Annotated in this window: 20 protein-coding genes; 17 read left to right on the forward strand and 3 right to left on the reverse strand. The window is 44.4% G+C overall.

The window, feature by feature from the left end:
• The first annotated feature begins 458 nt into the window (after positions 1-458).
• The 11 genes from BABA_RS17075 to BABA_RS26125 all read left to right on the forward strand — a co-directional run bounded on the left by BABA_RS17075 (position 459) and on the right by BABA_RS26125 (position 9,076).
• Positions 459-674, forward strand: a complete 216-nt coding sequence (locus BABA_RS17075; RefSeq protein ID WP_007086465.1) for a hypothetical protein — start codon at positions 459-461, stop codon at positions 672-674.
• 46 nt (positions 675-720) lie between these two features.
• Positions 721-930, forward strand: coding sequence for a hypothetical protein (locus BABA_RS17080; RefSeq protein ID WP_007086466.1), 210 nt, complete (start codon positions 721-723; stop codon positions 928-930).
• Complete coding sequence (locus BABA_RS17085) at positions 927-1,484, forward strand: HNH endonuclease (RefSeq protein WP_007086467.1); 558 nt, start codon at positions 927-929, stop codon at positions 1,482-1,484. The genes BABA_RS17080 and BABA_RS17085 overlap by 4 nt, the downstream gene beginning before the upstream one ends.
• Positions 1,485-1,768: 284 nt before the next feature.
• Complete coding sequence (locus BABA_RS17095) at positions 1,769-2,140, forward strand: hypothetical protein (protein ID WP_007086469.1); 372 nt, start codon at positions 1,769-1,771, stop codon at positions 2,138-2,140.
• A 16-nt stretch (positions 2,141-2,156) separates the two neighbouring features.
• Positions 2,157-2,798, forward strand: a complete 642-nt coding sequence (locus tag BABA_RS17100) for a coiled-coil domain-containing protein (protein ID WP_007086470.1) — start codon at positions 2,157-2,159, stop codon at positions 2,796-2,798.
• Positions 2,799-2,800: 2 nt separating this feature from the next.
• Positions 2,801-3,514 carry a hypothetical protein gene (locus tag BABA_RS17105; RefSeq protein ID WP_007086471.1) on the forward strand — a complete coding sequence of 238 codons (714 nt, stop codon included), beginning with the start codon at positions 2,801-2,803 and terminating at the stop codon, positions 3,512-3,514.
• Positions 3,515-3,725: 211 nt separating this feature from the next.
• Positions 3,726-4,055 carry a hypothetical protein gene (locus BABA_RS17110; RefSeq protein ID WP_007086472.1) on the forward strand — a complete coding sequence of 110 codons (330 nt, stop codon included), beginning with the start codon at positions 3,726-3,728 and terminating at the stop codon, positions 4,053-4,055.
• Entirely contained in the window at positions 4,056-7,376 is a 3,321-nt protein-coding gene (locus tag BABA_RS17115; RefSeq protein ID WP_007086473.1) for a phage tail tape measure protein, read from the forward strand.
• Between the two features lie 45 nt (positions 7,377-7,421).
• Positions 7,422-7,985, forward strand: a complete 564-nt coding sequence (locus BABA_RS17120; protein ID WP_007086474.1) for a hypothetical protein — start codon at positions 7,422-7,424, stop codon at positions 7,983-7,985.
• A 12-nt stretch (positions 7,986-7,997) separates the two neighbouring features.
• Complete coding sequence (locus tag BABA_RS17125) at positions 7,998-8,438, forward strand: phBC6A51 family helix-turn-helix protein (RefSeq protein ID WP_007086475.1); 441 nt, start codon at positions 7,998-8,000, stop codon at positions 8,436-8,438.
• Between the two features lie 101 nt (positions 8,439-8,539).
• Positions 8,540-9,076 (forward strand): DUF3967 domain-containing protein, encoded by a 537-nt coding sequence (locus BABA_RS26125; RefSeq protein WP_007086476.1) that lies wholly within the window; start codon positions 8,540-8,542, stop codon positions 9,074-9,076.
• Positions 9,077-10,437: 1,361 nt separating this feature from the next.
• Here BABA_RS26125 and BABA_RS17135 read toward each other — a convergent pair.
• Both BABA_RS17135 and BABA_RS17140 read right to left on the reverse strand, forming a co-directional pair.
• Positions 10,438-10,974: a tyrosine-type recombinase/integrase gene (locus BABA_RS17135; RefSeq protein WP_007086477.1), complete on the reverse strand. Its 537-nt coding sequence runs from the start codon at positions 10,972-10,974 to the stop codon at positions 10,438-10,440.
• 76 nt (positions 10,975-11,050) lie between these two features.
• Positions 11,051-11,278 (reverse strand): helix-turn-helix transcriptional regulator, encoded by a 228-nt coding sequence (locus BABA_RS17140; RefSeq protein ID WP_007086478.1) that lies wholly within the window; start codon positions 11,276-11,278, stop codon positions 11,051-11,053.
• Between the two features lie 347 nt (positions 11,279-11,625).
• Here BABA_RS17140 and BABA_RS17145 point away from each other — a divergent pair, with 347 nt between their 5' ends.
• The 3 genes from BABA_RS17145 (at position 11,626) to BABA_RS28160 (ending at position 13,605) form a co-directional block, all read left to right on the forward strand.
• On the forward strand, positions 11,626-11,811 hold the full coding sequence (locus BABA_RS17145; protein ID WP_007086479.1) for a hypothetical protein: 186 nt from the start codon (positions 11,626-11,628) through the stop codon (positions 11,809-11,811).
• Positions 11,812-12,161: 350 nt separating this feature from the next.
• Positions 12,162-12,974, forward strand: a complete 813-nt coding sequence (locus BABA_RS17150; RefSeq protein WP_268870165.1) for an FtsK/SpoIIIE domain-containing protein — start codon at positions 12,162-12,164, stop codon at positions 12,972-12,974.
• A 256-nt stretch (positions 12,975-13,230) separates the two neighbouring features.
• The gene (locus BABA_RS28160) at positions 13,231-13,605 is read left to right on the forward strand and encodes a hypothetical protein (protein ID WP_235749728.1); all 375 of its coding nucleotides are present in this window, start codon (positions 13,231-13,233) and stop codon (positions 13,603-13,605) included.
• A gap of 11 nt (positions 13,606-13,616) precedes the next feature.
• Here BABA_RS28160 and BABA_RS17160 read toward each other — a convergent pair whose 3' ends face one another.
• Complete coding sequence (locus BABA_RS17160) at positions 13,617-13,817, reverse strand: helix-turn-helix transcriptional regulator (protein WP_007086482.1); 201 nt, start codon at positions 13,815-13,817, stop codon at positions 13,617-13,619.
• Positions 13,818-13,968: 151 nt separating this feature from the next.
• On the opposite strand from BABA_RS17160, the gene BABA_RS17165 reads away from it, so the two are divergent.
• The 3 genes from BABA_RS17165 to BABA_RS28530 all read left to right on the forward strand — a co-directional run bounded on the left by BABA_RS17165 (position 13,969) and on the right by BABA_RS28530 (position 16,140).
• Positions 13,969-14,289: a hypothetical protein gene (locus BABA_RS17165; RefSeq protein WP_007086483.1), complete on the forward strand. Its 321-nt coding sequence runs from the start codon at positions 13,969-13,971 to the stop codon at positions 14,287-14,289.
• 50 nt (positions 14,290-14,339) lie between these two features.
• Positions 14,340-14,555, forward strand: coding sequence for a hypothetical protein (locus tag BABA_RS17170; protein ID WP_007086484.1), 216 nt, complete (start codon positions 14,340-14,342; stop codon positions 14,553-14,555).
• Positions 14,556-15,981: 1,426 nt separating this feature from the next.
• Entirely contained in the window at positions 15,982-16,140 is a 159-nt protein-coding gene (locus tag BABA_RS28530) for a DUF5659 domain-containing protein (protein ID WP_420806001.1), read from the forward strand.
• Positions 16,141-16,362 lie beyond the last annotated feature (222 nt).

Here is a 16,362-nt window from a genome sequence, read left to right on the forward strand (position 1 = left end):
AGCGGATTAAAAGGTGTGACTATTGCGAGCATTTGTGGCGCGACGATAGCCTGCGAAATACAAAGCGGACTTGCTCGGACGAATGTAAACGGGATCTCAAAACTTTACAACGACGGGATCAACGCGCGAATGATGCGCTGCTAAATCCGAAACCGCGAAAACGTACTTTAATGGACGATTATATTTGGTGGTTGGAATATCCGTTTTGGGTTCAAGAATATTCGATGCTTAAAATCGGATGGAAGTACGAAAGGCCGTCAGGTGTGGCGCTAATGGATTACGTTGAGACGAATCGCGATAGCTTTGGCGACGGCAACCGGAAGAAGTCAATCAAACACGTAAGCTATCACGGAGACGATCGAGACTTATTTTAAGTGGCGACAATAAGGTATTAGTAAGAAGCCCGTAACAGGGCGGTATTTTTAAGCGGTCAAACGGAACAGATGGGGGGATAAGATATGAACGGAATGAAGATGAAGGCTATTCGCTATTACTTGAGCGAGTCAATGGACAAATTCGGCAAGAGAATCGGAGTTGCTCCATCAACTATTTGTGCTATCGAAAATAATAAACGTGAAGTATCTGACTATGTTCGCAGTAAACTGATACGTCTTGAGGCGGAAATGCCAGCGGACTTTTTCAGTTTTTACGAACTTTTTAAAATTAAGACGTAGTATCCCGATATTACAATACCATAAAAACGGAAGGAGTGCAAGAGCAATGAGCGGAGAAAAGGCAATTTTCACGACCCTTTGTATACCTGGCGGAAACTACCCATATCATCAAAAAAATATTGTTGCGAAAGTCACGGACGGCAAGGAGACAAAGTATTTCACCTTCGGACCGCATTGCACTCAGCGACAAATCATGGAAATGATTCCGCGACTTTGGATGGATTTCCACTTTAAAAGGAGAGGTAAAAGCGCATGAATGAAAAACGTACTTGCCGTATATGTGGCGATTCGAAAGAAATTGGAGACTTTGAGAAGGATAGTCGATGTGAAGGACTTTACACGACCCGTTGTCGGGTATGCAAACTTAAATCAGCTGACAAAGCGAACCACGCCTTTTATAAACTTAAACAACGAGCAGAAGCTGACGACCATAAGGTTGAAGTAACACTTGAAGAAGTGAAGGCACTGTTTGAGACTTTCGATGGCCATTGTATTTATTGCGGGGCAAAAGAAGATCCAGACGGACCTACTTTTCATCTAGAGCACATTTACGCTCGCAGCCAGGGTGGACGCAATCATATTAGCAATCTCGTAATATCTTGTCCGACATGCAATGCGAAAAAAGGTGCTAAGCCAGTGGTCGACTATTTCTTTGCAAACCGTGATCGCTTCGGAGATAAGAACTTTACCTTGCTGGCTTATTACGTCGCAATCACTTCCAGACAACCAGTAGAAGAAATTGTATTCGGCATGGTAAATCAGTATGCAGATTATAAAACGCAGAAAATCTGGACGGACTTGAGCAAATGATTTACACGGACAGATATGGCGCTATCACTAAGTTGATTGACGATGAAAATTACGAAATAATCGCAGAAGTTTATAAAGAAGACGGCCGACTCATTGCCGGCTTATTTGAGTTTACGGAGGAGGGATTAACACGGGACGCAGAAACTCGAAAGAGGTACGCCAATCTAAGTTATCACAGCGCCAGTTAGACCGGTTATTGAGCAAAAAGCAAAAAAGTGATCGACGAAATGATATGAAAGATTGGACTGACGGAGTTCTTAAAAAACTGACAGAGGGTGAGCCGGATGCTTGAAAATCCAGTTAAATACCGAGTAGCTTGCTTCAGGCAAGACGGAACAGTGGGTGTGGGAATTGAGCGTTATCGAGTGGAGAACGGTAAGCCTGTAATAGAGTTCATCGGCTCCTATAATATCGGTGCTGCTTCGCGCCAGGAAACCGTTAGGTTTTACGTCAGAGAAATACTCAATCAGCACGGAGCTGACGGCGATGTGTTAGTTCGTATTGCAGATCATCATCTTCGTAATAAACGCGAGTGGTTGACGATATACCCAGAGAGGGTCAAGTTCAACATTGAACCGACAGGTCGATTTAAAACGTGCCAAATGATGGCTGCAGACGCATGTATCCGTGGCACATCTATTACCGAAAACTTATAAAACAGGGGGAATTATGATGAAAAAGTGGGATTTATATAACCAGTATTTAGTACAAGGTGAAGAAGGGGCAAAAACAGTTCAAAAATATGTTGAGCAAGTCGATAAAGCAGAGAAAAAGGTTAACGATTTAAAAATCAAACTAGATGAAGTATTCAGCATTGAAGTGACAAGTGGTGTCGATAAAAGCAGTGAAAAGGCAAAACTTCGAGCCGACATTGAAGCGGCAGAGAAAGAGGTTGCTGCAAAGATTGAGGAAAGAAGCAAGGCGCACGAAATTGTCTCAAACCAAGGACATAGCATTAAACGCACTGACTTAGTACTTGATTACTTGAACCATTACAGACCGGCCGTAGTTGCGAGTGAGGTTGCGCCACTTGTACAAAAATTAGAGGATGCACGCTCAACTTACTTTAACGCACTATTCGATCTCTACGACAAACAAGACGAATACCATGAGGTTTATAGAATCGCTAACGAAATCGCAAGGACTACTCCAATCAACGGATCCTACTATTCGGTAAGTAATCCCGTTGACTTCATAAACGATATTAAGACTGCTGTGATTTCAAGAAACGATATATGGGAGTCGGAAGATAGGATTGACCATACAGGCAAAGAATTACCGAGCGGAATTAAAAGAATTAAGGGGGCTAAATAATTATGAGAGAACATATTCAAAAGGCGCATGAAATACAGCAGGCAACTACCGGTCAGTACCGAGCTTTAATGATGATGCTTAAAGAAGAAGAATCTAAAATCGGCAAAGATGCCACACTGTCCGAATTAGGGCGCAAACAAAAAATCGCTGAGCTTAAAAAACAACATGGGCGCCAATTAATGCAGTTTGCTAAACAAGCAAAAGACGATTATCAGACGGAGGTTATCCGAGCAAAAGGCAAAGCCGAGCGCTTCCTTGAAAATCCGAACAAAAAGCCGGACGACGCTGCCGTTAAAAAATATGAACGGGGATTGGCGGAGTTAAAAACTCGCGTACTCCTTTCAACCAGAGCGGATCGTGCTGCGGAAATGATTAGTGAATTTGCGAAAGGCATCGAGGACCCTTACATCGCTAATCAGTTTAGGGATCAGTATGCGGAAGTCATTACGCCAATCATTCCACAGGCAGACGGCACCGTTAAATCTAACCTATCGAAACTATACGATAAGCTTGAAAGCGACTTTATCACTGACGAGCAGCGAGAAGCCAAGCAAATTATCGAGCAAGCTGACTCCATGTTCAGCGCGAAGTTATTCAATCCGACGGTAATTGATAATGTTAAAGATTCATATGACAGACGGGTTGCAGATTACATTAATACGCCTGATACGTTCTTCCATTTAGAAAAGGTCGAGGCGGAGAAGGAACAAGAGTAAATCTATACCGAATGCGCTTCCGGAATCCAACGTCCACATGGACCGGTATACATTCGATAATTACCAATCGGCGACATCGTCGCTGTAACGCCTGGCACGGCACGGGAGCTTCCTTCGGGAGGCTCTTTTTTACATAATGCGATGAACCAGCGGAAGCCATTTTTCGCTGTCGGGAGCAGTCATATTAAATGGCGTGGAGGAGACGAAAATTATGAATGACTTACGCGATGTCCAACGTATTGTTGTCGAGTATTACGCGCAGACAGGCGCTTGGATGGAAAACGTAGCGAAGGCGCAAGTATTACCGCCAGATGCTGTATGGCGTCAAGCAGAGCGACAACTTAGCAAAGGCTTGGTGAAGTTAGGCGAGTTGAAACTTTCGCACGAAGACCGTCGAGGTTTTCGTTTATTGCGAGAAGGATTTGAAACGATGATCCGGGCATGTGAAGCGGGTCAAAAAGGGCGCTATCAAAAGGCGGAACAACTTGTCGAAAAATCGGGCGAACTATTGTCTAGGTACCTGAAGGCGGTGACGACATAAATGGCGGATCAGAGTCTAATAGTCCACATAGGCGCGAATATTTCAGGACTTTCAGCCGGATTAACCGCGGCCAGCAACCAAGTATCTGGATTTGTTCGTGACACGCAAAAAGGATTCAAGGCGATTGGCGATCTCGGAAAAGCAACAGTAGCGTTAGCATCTGGTATGGCCATTGGTATCGGTTACGCCGTCAAGGTGTCCGCGGATTTCGAATCTGCATTTGCGGGCGTCAAGAAAACGGTCAATGCCACAGATAGGGAACTTGAAGGATTTCGCAAAGGTATCCTAGCCATGTCGAGAGAAATGCCAGCAACGGCAGAGGAAATCGCAGGAGTAGCGGAAGCAGCCGGTCAGCTCGGCATTAAGAACGAGGCTATCCTTGGCTTTACAAAAACAATGGTAAATATGGGCGTTGCGACGAACATGTCGTCTGACGAAGCAGCGACTGCACTCGCACGGTTAGCAAACATTACGCAAATGCCCCAAGACAAATTCGAAAATCTCGGTTCGACAATCGTTGCTCTCGGCAATAATTTCGCAACAACTGAGAAAGAAATCGTAGATATGTCACTTCGGTTAGCAGGTCAGGGTAAGCAAATCGGACTAACTGAGGCTCAAATTGCCGCGCTTGCTACAGCTATGTCATCGGTGGGTATCGAGGCCGAGGCCGGTGGAACGGCAATGTCTACGGTTATGAAGAAAATTCAAAACGCCGTTGGTAAGGGTGGAAAATCGCTTGAAGGCTTTGCCAAAGTAGCAGGCATGTCGTCGGCGCAATTTAAGCAAGCGTTTGAAAAGGATGCAACTTCTGCTATTCTCGCGTTAGTTCAAGGGCTGGGGAAATCGTCTGCAGAAGGAAAGAACCTAACGGCAATCCTTGACGGTTTAGGTATTAAAGGTATCCGTGAATCTGATACATTGCTCCGTTTATCAGGAGCCAGTAACGTACTGAGTGACGCGCTAAGGATTTCGGGGCAGGCCTGGGATGAAAACACGGCTTTAGCAAATGAAGCTGCACAGCGGTATGCAACATTTGACTCCCAATTGAAGATGTTGAGAAATACAATTAAATATATCGTAATGATAATGGGAGATCAATTTAGAGAAGTCCTTACTGGAGTAATGAAAGCCATACAGCCTTTATTAAATCAAATAATTAAATTAGCAGAAGGGTTTGCTAAACTTAGCCCGGCTACTAGACATTTTATCGCAGGTGGGACGATGTTATCGACCGTATTAATGCTTTTAGGTGGACTTGCTTTAATACTACTCAGTGCTATACCGGGAATCGTGAGCGGGTTCGGGGCAATCGCAGCAATGTTTAGCATAACATCGTTGGCATTATTTAAAATAATCGCAATTGCCGGCGGCGTGGTTTCAGCAATCATCTTAATTGCGGCGGCATTTTATATCGCTTATAACGAATGTGAAACATTTAGAAACGCGGTCAACGCGGCATGGGCGTGGATTGTAAACGCAACGAAAGTAACGGCCGAGGCGATAAAGACAGCGTTCGGTGCGTCCGTTACGTGGCTAGTGCAGAAGTTTAGCGAAATTAAACCGGCGCTTTCAGCTATTGGCGGTTGGATAAGCGAAACATTCGCTAGAATTGCTGACTCGGTTAGGGGAGTATTTGAAAAGGTATCTGCAGTGATGGGTCCTATTATTGGCGGAATTATAGATAAATTGAAGAACTTTGGCGGTGAAGCGCAGGATGCCGTTAAAAACGCTATGAACCTCGATTTCAGCGGCATTGCAGAGATTGCGGCAAAGTTTATCCCTTCGCTTATCGGGTTTTTACTTGGCGGAATTCCACGACTAATCATCGTTGGTGTGAACATGATCAGTATGATTGCTAACGGAATGGGCATAACGGTTCCGGAATTAATGAATAAAGTCGTTGAGTCAGTCACCGGAATGATTAATTCATTTGTCGCAAGTCTGCCGAAGTTCCTAGAAGCCGGTGTACAAATAATAACCGGAATTCTTAACGGAATTCTTTCACAGATTCCGACTCTCATCGGAGTAATCACGCAACTGGTGAATACCTTTACGACAACTTTAACGACAATTCTACCGCAATTGACAACGGCAGGCACGCAAATCTTGACGACATTAGTCCTCGGAATTGCAGTCGCATTGCCTCAACTAATTACGGCGGTTATCGAGATTTTCACAGCATTACTAGGCGCTATAATTGCGGCGCTACCAACGATAATTAATGCGGGGATTACCGTTTTATCCGCTCTTATCAGCGGAATTGTTCAAGCGCTGCCATTAATCATTGGGGCAGGTATTTCTTTACTAAATGCGCTTATTGACGGAATCATTTCAGTTTTACCGTTATTAATCGAGACGGCGCTTACGTTAGTTATGTCAGTGGTGCAATTGCTTGTTCAAAATTTACCGGTCATTCTTGACGCAGGTATTCAGATTTTAATGGCGCTTATTGACGGTATCGTTAAGATTTTACCGATTTTAATAACAACTGCGATTCAATTGGTATTTGCGATTGTTGACGCACTTATTGCGAATTTACCGGCGATCATCAATGCGGGTGTAAAGTTAGTCATGGCGCTCATTAACGGATTGATTAAGATTATACCGATGTTGATTACAACCGCAATTAAGCTGGCTGTTTCGATTATTAAGGCGATCATAGACCATTTACCGCAAATTCTAAAGGCGGGAGCTGACCTTGTTCTTGCGCTAATCACCGGATTAATTTCGATTATTGGTCAACTTGGTTCTGCAGCTATGAAAATCGGCGGTAAGATTATCGAAGAAATTAAGAAAGTCGATTTATTGGAGGTTGGGAAAAACATCATCCGTGGATTGATTTCGGGAATTGGCTCAATGGCTTCAGCGGTTTGGGATAAGGCGAAGGAAATCGCTAACGGAGTCGGAGGCGCTATTAAGAAGGCGCTAAACATTCATTCGCCCTCACGAGAGATGATGAAATTAGGTGTCTACACGGGTGAGGGGTTCGCTAAAGGGATTGCATCAATGATTAACAACGTCAAGGCGATTACCGGCGATATGGCACTTGCTGCTTTACCGGAATCCTCTACGCTATCCTTAGCTTACGAAACTCCTTCTAGTGCAGGGATGGCTGCCGGAGTCCAGGCTAGTTACGATGTAAATACTAAAAGCTCTGGACTCGAGGCCGTATTGCAGAAATTAGACCGTAAGTTAGATAATCTTATGAGTCTTACCGTTAATATGGACGGGCACGAAGTTGGGCGCATTGTGGAGCCGCACGTTGACTCGTTGCAAGCATCTAAATTCGGAATGAGTAAGTATATGAGCGGAATGAAATAAAACGGGCTCGGCTTCGGTCGGGCTTATTTAATAGGAGGTGCTTAAATGAGTGATATCGTGAAAATGAAAAAGGAAATCGAAGAATTGAGCGCGGATCGAGTTTCGCGAGGACTGCCACCAAGTCCGCCGGATAACTTCGTATCTCCGGAAGTCGGCTTTATACTGTTTGAACGCTGCAAACCGTTATTCGACATTCTAGTAAAATACGCAAAGCTTTGCGATGAAGCACAAGCGATTCTTCCGATTGACGTTTCGAAGTTTGATTCATATACGGATGATTTAGTCTTATTGGGTAGAACAGTCGGTAACGGAGGCATGGCGTTCGCCGTTGGTTTAAAAGGCGCAATAATGACGATTAAAAGTCCTGGCGGTAAATCTCCGGATCACTATGTCCGGGTATTGCTAAACTACCTGCAGATTGCCGGGTTAGAGGTTAAACATGTGATTTCGACGTTTGCTTATAACTATAAACTGGATGACTCCGAGCAAAAGCTTCTTATGGAGAAAGTTCATACGAATTACGAGCTTTACAAGAGCGATGAAGCGGTATTAAACGCGGAGCTCAAGCGTCTCAAGGAACACTACGAGTCAATTAAACACTTATATTAGGAGGGAAACGGAATGGCAACTTTAAAAGAATTACAGGAGAATCTTACTCCGCAGCAACAAATGGCGGCTCACTTGCTTGTTGCAAACGAATTTGCCGGGAAAGAGAAGCGCACGCAAGAGGAATTAGCGGAAGAAATCGGAATCAGCCGGAAACATCTTCACACTTGGAGAACGGAGGATATCGACTTTATCCGTTATACTGCGGCGCTAAGCGAAATGAAAGTGGAGTCTTATACGACATTAGTAGACGCTAAACTAATCTACTTAATCGAACATGGTCCGTCTAATAACGGAATTCCATCTATTAAGGCTATCCAAGAGTTCAACCGATTACGCGGACGTGTAGTTAATCGAACTGAAGTTTCGCAATTGACTAATGAACCGGCTCGCAAGCGCTTGACTGACGAGGAAGTGGCCCAAGGGCTCGACGAATTAAACGACTTATTGAAATAATCAGTAAATAGTCCGGGCGCACACGCGCCTGGGCTCGCTTAATTGCGCTCGTCCGTGCTATACTAGTTTAAAACGTTAGTATAATCGGAGGATGAACGGGCATGAGCGAGGAATTAGGTTACTTTGCAAAGTATGTATTCGAACAATTAGACTTGACTGGCGCTACCCTTCGCAGGTGGTCGCAAGCACTAGAGAACTGCGGGCATAAGTTCGCGAGAAACGGGCATAATCAACGAATCTACTACGATAAAGACGTGGAAATGCTAAGGAATCTGCGCGACCTTGTAGTTACGAAAGGCGTCCCGATAGAACTGGCGACAAAGGCCGTTGTAAGCGGAAATGCTGAGCGCGATCAAGCGCCAAACGATTACGCGGACAATGAGCGCTCAACTAGCGAAATAGATGCAAAATTCGATCAGCTAAACGACCGACTCGACCAGCAAGAACGGTTCAACCGGGAGTTATTGGCGCGATTAGAAGAACAACATAGATACATAACGGAATCAATCGAGCGTAGGGATCAGCAGTTAATGACGGCCATACGTGAAGTACAGGAGACGAAGCGATTAATGGCAGCGGCTGAAGAGCCGAAAGAGGAGCCGAAGAAGGGGTTCTTCGCTAGGCTATTTGGAAAGTAATTCTTGCACGCAATAATAGACAAGTAGTATAGTAGAGATAACTTAATAGCGCGGACAAATAAAAAAGCCATTTCCATAGTGTTAATGAGCTCCAACTCGTTAACGGAAATGACCTTTCGCCTGTACCATCTCTACAGGTTAAACTTATGTCTTTATTATAACGTGTACTCTCGTATTTTTGCAAGAGGCTTGTTTTGGCATATTCTGTTTAACCTTGTACTTTTTACGGGTTGATCGGAGTATGCCTTTTTGTTTTACCCAAACGTGGAAACCTAGTAACACGTTTCGAAACTAAACTTGACAGGGAGCTGAGCCATTGCAGAACTTAGCGCGTCACACTAAACAACGATCCTTCTACGTTGCGTGGCGGTCTAGGTGCGAACTACCAGCGAGAGCGAAAGGTTCGGGCGGTTATCGTGAATGTTACGGCATTCGGGTACTGCGGCATGTTCTTAGTTGAACGCGTACAGGGGCGATATTGTACGAGCTGCAGTCGGTTGAAAGATCGAAAGTTATAGAAGGGCTATACACACGGATACCATTCGAAAGCGACGTAAGTATTGCGACTTTACTTCTATATGCCTTCAGACCTCCGTTTGTCGGCGTATAGGGGCAAAGTCTGCTTCCAGCCGTTTCCAATCTTCTGCTCAGTAAGTTGAAGACCGAAAAGAAAGTCAAGCGAAATATGTTGATATTGCGGAATTATTTACGGAAGTGGAGGACGTAGCCCACAGCGGGAGGCGTTCAAGCGGAAGCGCGAGAGGTTGACGGTAAACATTGGCGCCAGTGATGTACGAAATTGCACGATAAACGCTGTATCCCTTGCGAGAGTAAGAGCGATGGCACTTCCGGAATGTACCCGAAAAGAGGGGTAATTATACTTGCGGTTACATATGGTTACATATACGCATAATCCTGGCGTTTACCAGCTTTCGCCTCGCCGTGGGTGAGTGCCTCTGAAACCTCGGGGTTCAGCCGGTAAGCCTGGCGATCGTATGCAGTATCTTATACATTCGGTAGCTGTCCGGAGTGTATAAATGCAGCGTAAGAATGCGGTCTGAGCGATTGTATAAACGGATAGAGGATGAACGATGAATGAACGAAGGGTTAAACGTTGATATATAGCGGTTTGCAGCGTGTGCCGAACGTAACAAAAGATAGTTCTGTTACATTCGTTATACAACGAAATGAGTACGTATGCATAACGCGAATATTCCGAATATGGGGGGCGCCTCGAAATCCGGAGGGGCTCGGTCAAGGCCGGAAAAAGTCTGAGCGCAATTTTTAAATCCTCGGCCTAGAAAATTTAGCGCTATAATTTTTAAAATCCGAGGGTTCAACGTAAAAAGGCTTCGAAGTAATTATACCTCGATAGCCTCGTACGCTGCATCTATTTCTTTCGCAGTTATTCCGATGTAGCTGAGCGTCATTGCTGGCGTGCTGTGGTTTAGAATCGCCATGATCCGGGTTATGTCTATACCTTGCTTATATAACGAGTAGCCGAACGTCTTCCTGAGCGTGTGTGTGCCGATTGTGATATCGATGCCAGCTCGCTTTGCTGCGTCGTTTAGTATGCGGTAAGCTTGCACGCGACTAATCGCCTTGTTATCGCCTTTGCGCGACTTGAATATGTAATCCCCGTCGGCTCCGTCTAATTTACTTACCTCGCTCATAACCGTCTGGCTCAGCTTAATTGGGCGCATTTTCTTCGTCTTTTGTTCCCGTACCTTTACATGCGTTTTACCTCTTACATCGCCAATTTTGAGCGATAATAGGTCGCTTATGCGCAGGCCGAGCGATACTCCCATAACGAACATTAACCGATCACGTCCGCTTAAAGCGTTTTTCATTTTATCGATGTCCTTTTTCTCCGTAAGTGCGTCTACTGCATTACTCATTTTATCGCCCCTCAATGTAACGTTAGTTTATTTCTATTACATTCAGTATAACGGAAAATTCTTCCTTTGTAAATAGTTAAATATCGAAAAAGTCGTTGGCCTTTGCTGACGGATCGATTTCTCTTATCGCCTTCATTATCTTCTTGATAGTCGGCAGCGTTGGCGAATACTCATCGTCAGAAGCTATCTTGCTGATCGTCGTTCTATTAACCTTCGTTTTCCTTACCAGCCATTCTTGCGTAATTCCCCTGGCGTCAAGCCACTTGCCAAGCGATGACCTCGGCTTCCCTGTAAACAATCCCATATGAATCTCTCTCCTTATCGTTCATTGATACTATCGTTATGGACAACAACTGCGAAAGTTATACGATCTGACTCCGAAATTTTTTTAATCGGACTAGTAAAGTTAGACAACCGGTGCGGCATAGGCTATTAACACGAAACCAACTGTTTTAGTTTTCTATTTTAAAACATTATCAACTGTTTATAGTAAATGCATTCGTACAAGTAGAAAGATAGTTATAGAGCGAAAAACAAAATCTGTTAAAGAATGAGCCGAAGGCGGGAGAAAGGGGAAGGGGTGCGGGGAAACCTTTCAGATTAATCGAATAGTCAGACAATTAAGTTATCAGAAAATTAGGAGGAGTTTAAATGTTTGGACCTGGCATTATAATCGCTGGCGGTAGTATTATTGCGGTGGCTTTGCTGGATAAGGTTGCGGAAGATACCGGAATTATTTGGTTGAGTGTGGCGTTGAAATTGCTTGTACCGATCGCAGCTTTAGCGGTAAGCGTGTACTTTCTCCAATCTGACGCAATACTGAGGTTCCTACGATGAGCGGACTATGGGCGAAGCTAATGGCACGCAAGAAGATAATCAAAGCCTTCCGTTCGGCCGACTTGCACCTGACTTATAAAATGAGCGACGGCAATGAGCGCTTAATCCTTCCAAAAATCCGCAATGTAACTATCACTGACGCCTCTACTTCTATAACCTTCACGCTACCCAACGGATTGGATCCCAAGCTATTGAAAAAGAACTTCTATGTATTCGAGCAGTATTTCGGTCAAAACGTCGAGCTTGATGGCGAAGTCAAACGGTTTACTTTAACGGTTAATAAAGGCTCGCTGCCGAAAGAGCTTAATTATAATTACGTAAAACTAGAGCCGGAGCTCGAAGGGCTCGAAATGCCGATTGTATGCGGCAAGGACTGCGCCGGCAAGTGGATGATATATGACGCCATTACAGAGCCAAATTGCCTCATTTCGGGCGAACCTGGCGCCGGTAAGAGTACGCAGCTCCGAAGTATCTTGGCGACTCTCATACAGCATAAAACGCCGGACCAATTACACATATACCTGGGCGACTTAAAGATGAGCGAGTTTTTCTTATTTAAAGACGTCGAGCACGTTAAAAGCGTATGTGTCTATCCGGAAGACATGGCGCGAATGCTTGCGCATATTCACCGTGAATTGAAGCGAAGAGGGGAGCTCCTTAATAAGCACCGAGTTACGCATATAACGAAACTACCGAAAGCCGAGCCGTTTATCTTACTGGCCATCGATGAAATCGTAATGATAATGGACGATAAGCAGATGAAAAAGCAAATCGTACAAATTACCTCGCTTGGCCGAGCGCTAGGCATCTATTGCATACTTTCGCTTCAACGGCCTAGCCACGACATATTAGATACGAAGATTCGCGGCTTGCTGACGGTTAGAATGGGTTTTCGGACAACTGACGCCTCAAACTCGAAGATAATCGGTACTCCCGGAAGTGAGCGCATAAGCAAGACAACGCCAGGTCGATTCCTTGTTAAACGCGACGAACTAACGGAGCTGCAGGCGCCCTATTTAACGGAGGAGGATGCCGAGGAGTTACTCGATAAGTATAAGTCGGACTCGTGGACGGATATGTTTACGAAGGAAGTAGCAAAGTGCTCGCAGTCTGATAGCGAAGTGCTAACCGAGGAGGATGTGTTTTACGATGCCACTAAGTAGCCGTGACAAAGCGATTATTCGCGACTTGAATAAATTCCGTGTGATGGACCGTGACTCGATTGCGGAGTTACATTTCGCAGGCTTAAAGAATCCGAAGCTAGCAGCAAATAACGTTTTATTGCGCCTCTTACGAGACGGTCAGATACAGCGCTCGACTGCGTTCGTTCCGTACCTCTATTTTGGACCTGAGACGCAAATAAAGAAGCAGAGCCAGAAAATAGGCCACTTCCTCGCAATTCTAGAAGTATATATGGAGATGCGGAAGCTAGGCCGGCTTGAGACGTTCCTGGTCGAGCCAAAATACGGCAGAAAAGGCTTATCTGAGCCGGACATCTTCGCCATGTATCGAAACACTCCGTTTTTTATCGAGGTACAAAAGACAGTCTACAGTGAAAAGCAAATGAACGATAAGCTGCAGCGTTACGTCGATTTTTACAATACCGGAATCATGGCCACTCCTTTTCCGCATGTACTCGTTCTGAGCGCTCAGCGCTATGCGATTGACGGCGATTACCCGTTCAAGGTTTTCCAAGCTGAGACATTTACGCAATTCAACCGATCATTAACACCGCTGCCCAAGCCGGCTAGTCAACAGCGTTCAACTGGCGGTATAAGAGCGATCATACAATAAAAAAAGGCGCCTTAATTGGCGTCTTCTTCGTCTTTCCATATTTCCTTTACTGAAAGTCCTAACGCGTTGGCAATGGCGTACGCTTTGTCTAACGCTGGGATGCCACCATTTAAGTAAGTATGTATAGTATTCCGACTGATTCCGGATTTCTCAGATAGCCAAGTTATTTTTATGCCCCGTTCTTCGATTATCTCTTTTAAGTAACTCTTCATATAGATCACCTCTTCCCTAAAATCTTACCACAATACACCAAAATGTGAAATAAAATGTTTTTTTAGTAATTATTGTTTACAAAAATGACGGTATGCATTACAATAAAGACAAGCAGAACGAATTGCCCAATAAATAGAAGGAGGTAAACAGATGCAAAGCACAATTAGAGTCATTTATGACGTAAGCGATGATGTACATTGGACGCCTGTGGAGGTTGATGAGCTCGTTTTAGCGCCCGACTTAATTATGGAGATAACCGATGATGAGCCGAACATATTCGTTCTTGATTATCCAATCAATAAAGACCAAACTTCCATTCACATTGACCGCGCAACTTGCAAAAGGTTCCATGCAGAGTTTTTACCGGTTGGTAAACTGCTTAAAGGTGAAATCGATATCGATTGGCTCCGGAAAGCAACGTTCTTACAAGTAGTAAAAGTTTTTGCAGAAGTACCAGGTTACGAATATTAAAAAAGCCGCCGGTACTCGAATACCGGCGAGCTCACTAGGAGGAAATATCAATGTTTATTCCGTTAATTATAAACCCGGTTCAAGTTAAGTATGTTCGCACGGTGGTTGGTTGGTATAATGTTTATCTAGCTGGAGAGGATAAGCCCTTCGCTAATCTTAGTCCGGATCAATTTTTCGCATTATTTCCGCAAGTTTCTAAGAAAGCTAGATACGGTTGCGACGTAATGGATCCTGATTGTGCACACTCATTAAGTAAGACTGCTTGATTAATAGTATCCGAACCAATTGCGCGGCAACGCATTTGCGGAGGATACGCGGTGAACTTGCGCTGCGGTAACAGCGTGACTTCCAGTACTACCGGAGGCTCCAATTAGGCGGGGATGACTCCGGTAGTAATTAATCTTAGTATAGCACAACGAACGTTTGTTCGCAAGTTTTAACGTTTTATTAGTACCAGGTACTAAGTTTACATTATCAATTAGACTTTCTTAAATGAGAATAAAGGAAGTTAACCGATCATACACGGCAAAATCGGTGCTAGTCGCTAGGACGTCCGTAGAGGCCCCTCAGAGGCGTTTTAAGGCGTGTTGGCTATATTCCCCTTCGGAGGACGCTAACGGCGCTAATTTGACGGCTAGAATGGCTCGTAGGCTTGTGTGCTTGCGCATGGCTGCGTAGGAGAGCCGTAGAGACGTTTTAAGGGCGTTGGGCAGGGTTAGTATTCGAACGGAGCTTAGAACGCCATACGGACGGTCTGAGGGCGTCAAAAACGCACAGGAACGGTCTGGACTGGCTGAGAAACGTTATAAGTTAATTTTTAAAGTGAAACGATAGGGGTTTCGCTACGCTCAAGCCCCTTTATTGAAGTTGCCGAATCTTTTGTGTCTTCCGGTCATATTTTTTGCCCTTGTCATTTGTGAAAGGGCGAAAAAATAAGCCCTCCAGCCACAAAAGATTCAGCGTTATCGGGATGAAGAAATGAAAAATATCTAAAATCTGCTTAATTTGATGGATTACCTGTAAAAATGAGTCGAAAGTCCTATAAAAAGTTCACAATTTAGCTTTTTTCGACTTTTTGAGCCTTACTCCCACAAGGCTTTGAAGTACCTCAACGCGCGCGCACCACAGAGCCGGGTGTTCCATTTGACGAGTTTCTTCCTATAGTGTTTATAAACGAGTGAAACGAGTTTATTAAGGACGCTTTAGCGGACTTATGATTTTAATCTTTTACGCATTTATCTTTTATTCTTTACGTCGTAGCGGACTGAAAGGACGCAATGCTCTTAAGGTCTTTAAAAGCTTTGTGCCAGTTTCGTACCTCAACTGTCACTACGATTCAATATCTAAAACATATTGCGAAAAGGGAATTATGCGAAAAAGGTAATACAAGGGCAGCGGATCGGCCGTTAGGACGAGACGCAAGGGTTTTATATTAACGCTTGTCTATTTACGCGGACACTAGACGATAGACATAGCGCTGTGAGCTCGTAGGAGGCCCGTACAGGCGTTTTAAATGTGTTTGAATACTAACACTGCCGAGACGCATTAAAACGTCCGTACGGCTTTAAAAACGCGGTGATTTAACGAGAGTGGTTTTTGCGCGCTTGTTTGTCTTATTGTCCGACAAGTCGGTTAGTTATAATCATTCTAATCTATAACTTATGACCAGGTACTAAATTGGAGGTGTAATTTATGAAATGTATTTTATCGCTCAGAGTTGCGCGGCTTTTGCTGGCGAAGGGTTTTCAAATAGTCGATATCGAACCATCGCGCAAGCATACTGGGAATCTCGTATTCATTTTCGCAGATTCTGAGGAATTGCGTCAAGTATTAGCAAACCTACGAAACTAACAACCGATTAAACAACTAAAACCACTGAAAAGGGGAACGACTAAATGACAACTAAAAACGACCGAGACTATGGAAAAGGCGCCATTGAATTCGCGCTACAATTTATCGAAGGGTTAGACATGGCGGAAGCTTTGCCGGTATTACAGGCGCTAAATAACGGAGAGCTGCACGACCAATTGGATAAGCGGATTAAAAGGTGTGACTATTGCGAGCATTTGTGGC

This window comes from Neobacillus bataviensis LMG 21833, from assembly GCF_000307875.1.
Classification (GTDB): Bacteria; Bacillota; Bacilli; order Bacillales; family Cytobacillaceae; genus Neobacillus; species Neobacillus bataviensis.

Excerpts from the sequence above, each read along its gene's own strand:
- BABA_RS17075 (WP_007086465.1), top strand. The coding sequence starts at position 459 with ATGAACGGAATGAAGATGAAGGCTATTCGCTATTACTTGAGCGAGTCA.
- BABA_RS26125 (WP_007086476.1), top strand. The coding sequence starts at position 8,540 with ATGAGCGAGGAATTAGGTTACTTTGCAAAGTATGTATTCGAACAATTA.
- BABA_RS17145 (WP_007086479.1), top strand. The coding sequence starts at position 11,626 with ATGTTTGGACCTGGCATTATAATCGCTGGCGGTAGTATTATTGCGGTG.
- BABA_RS17160 (WP_007086482.1), bottom strand. The coding sequence starts at position 13,817 with ATGAAGAGTTACTTAAAAGAGATAATCGAAGAACGGGGCATAAAAATA.
- BABA_RS28160 (WP_235749728.1), top strand. The coding sequence starts at position 13,231 with ATGCGGAAGCTAGGCCGGCTTGAGACGTTCCTGGTCGAGCCAAAATAC.
- BABA_RS17100 (WP_007086470.1), top strand. The coding sequence starts at position 2,157 with ATGAAAAAGTGGGATTTATATAACCAGTATTTAGTACAAGGTGAAGAA.
- BABA_RS17110 (WP_007086472.1), top strand. The coding sequence starts at position 3,726 with ATGAATGACTTACGCGATGTCCAACGTATTGTTGTCGAGTATTACGCG.
- BABA_RS17095 (WP_007086469.1), top strand. The coding sequence starts at position 1,769 with ATGCTTGAAAATCCAGTTAAATACCGAGTAGCTTGCTTCAGGCAAGAC.
- BABA_RS17115 (WP_007086473.1), top strand. The coding sequence starts at position 4,056 with ATGGCGGATCAGAGTCTAATAGTCCACATAGGCGCGAATATTTCAGGA.
- BABA_RS17120 (WP_007086474.1), top strand. The coding sequence starts at position 7,422 with ATGAGTGATATCGTGAAAATGAAAAAGGAAATCGAAGAATTGAGCGCG.
- BABA_RS17135 (WP_007086477.1), bottom strand. The coding sequence starts at position 10,974 with ATGAGTAATGCAGTAGACGCACTTACGGAGAAAAAGGACATCGATAAA.
- BABA_RS17170 (WP_007086484.1), top strand. The coding sequence starts at position 14,340 with ATGTTTATTCCGTTAATTATAAACCCGGTTCAAGTTAAGTATGTTCGC.
- BABA_RS17080 (WP_007086466.1), top strand. The coding sequence starts at position 721 with ATGAGCGGAGAAAAGGCAATTTTCACGACCCTTTGTATACCTGGCGGA.
- BABA_RS28530 (WP_420806001.1), top strand. The coding sequence starts at position 15,982 with ATGAAATGTATTTTATCGCTCAGAGTTGCGCGGCTTTTGCTGGCGAAG.
- BABA_RS17085 (WP_007086467.1), top strand. The coding sequence starts at position 927 with ATGAATGAAAAACGTACTTGCCGTATATGTGGCGATTCGAAAGAAATT.
- BABA_RS17105 (WP_007086471.1), top strand. The coding sequence starts at position 2,801 with ATGAGAGAACATATTCAAAAGGCGCATGAAATACAGCAGGCAACTACC.
- BABA_RS17165 (WP_007086483.1), top strand. The coding sequence starts at position 13,969 with ATGCAAAGCACAATTAGAGTCATTTATGACGTAAGCGATGATGTACAT.
- BABA_RS17125 (WP_007086475.1), top strand. The coding sequence starts at position 7,998 with ATGGCAACTTTAAAAGAATTACAGGAGAATCTTACTCCGCAGCAACAA.
- BABA_RS17140 (WP_007086478.1), bottom strand. The coding sequence starts at position 11,278 with ATGGGATTGTTTACAGGGAAGCCGAGGTCATCGCTTGGCAAGTGGCTT.
- BABA_RS17150 (WP_268870165.1), top strand. The coding sequence starts at position 12,162 with ATGCCGATTGTATGCGGCAAGGACTGCGCCGGCAAGTGGATGATATAT.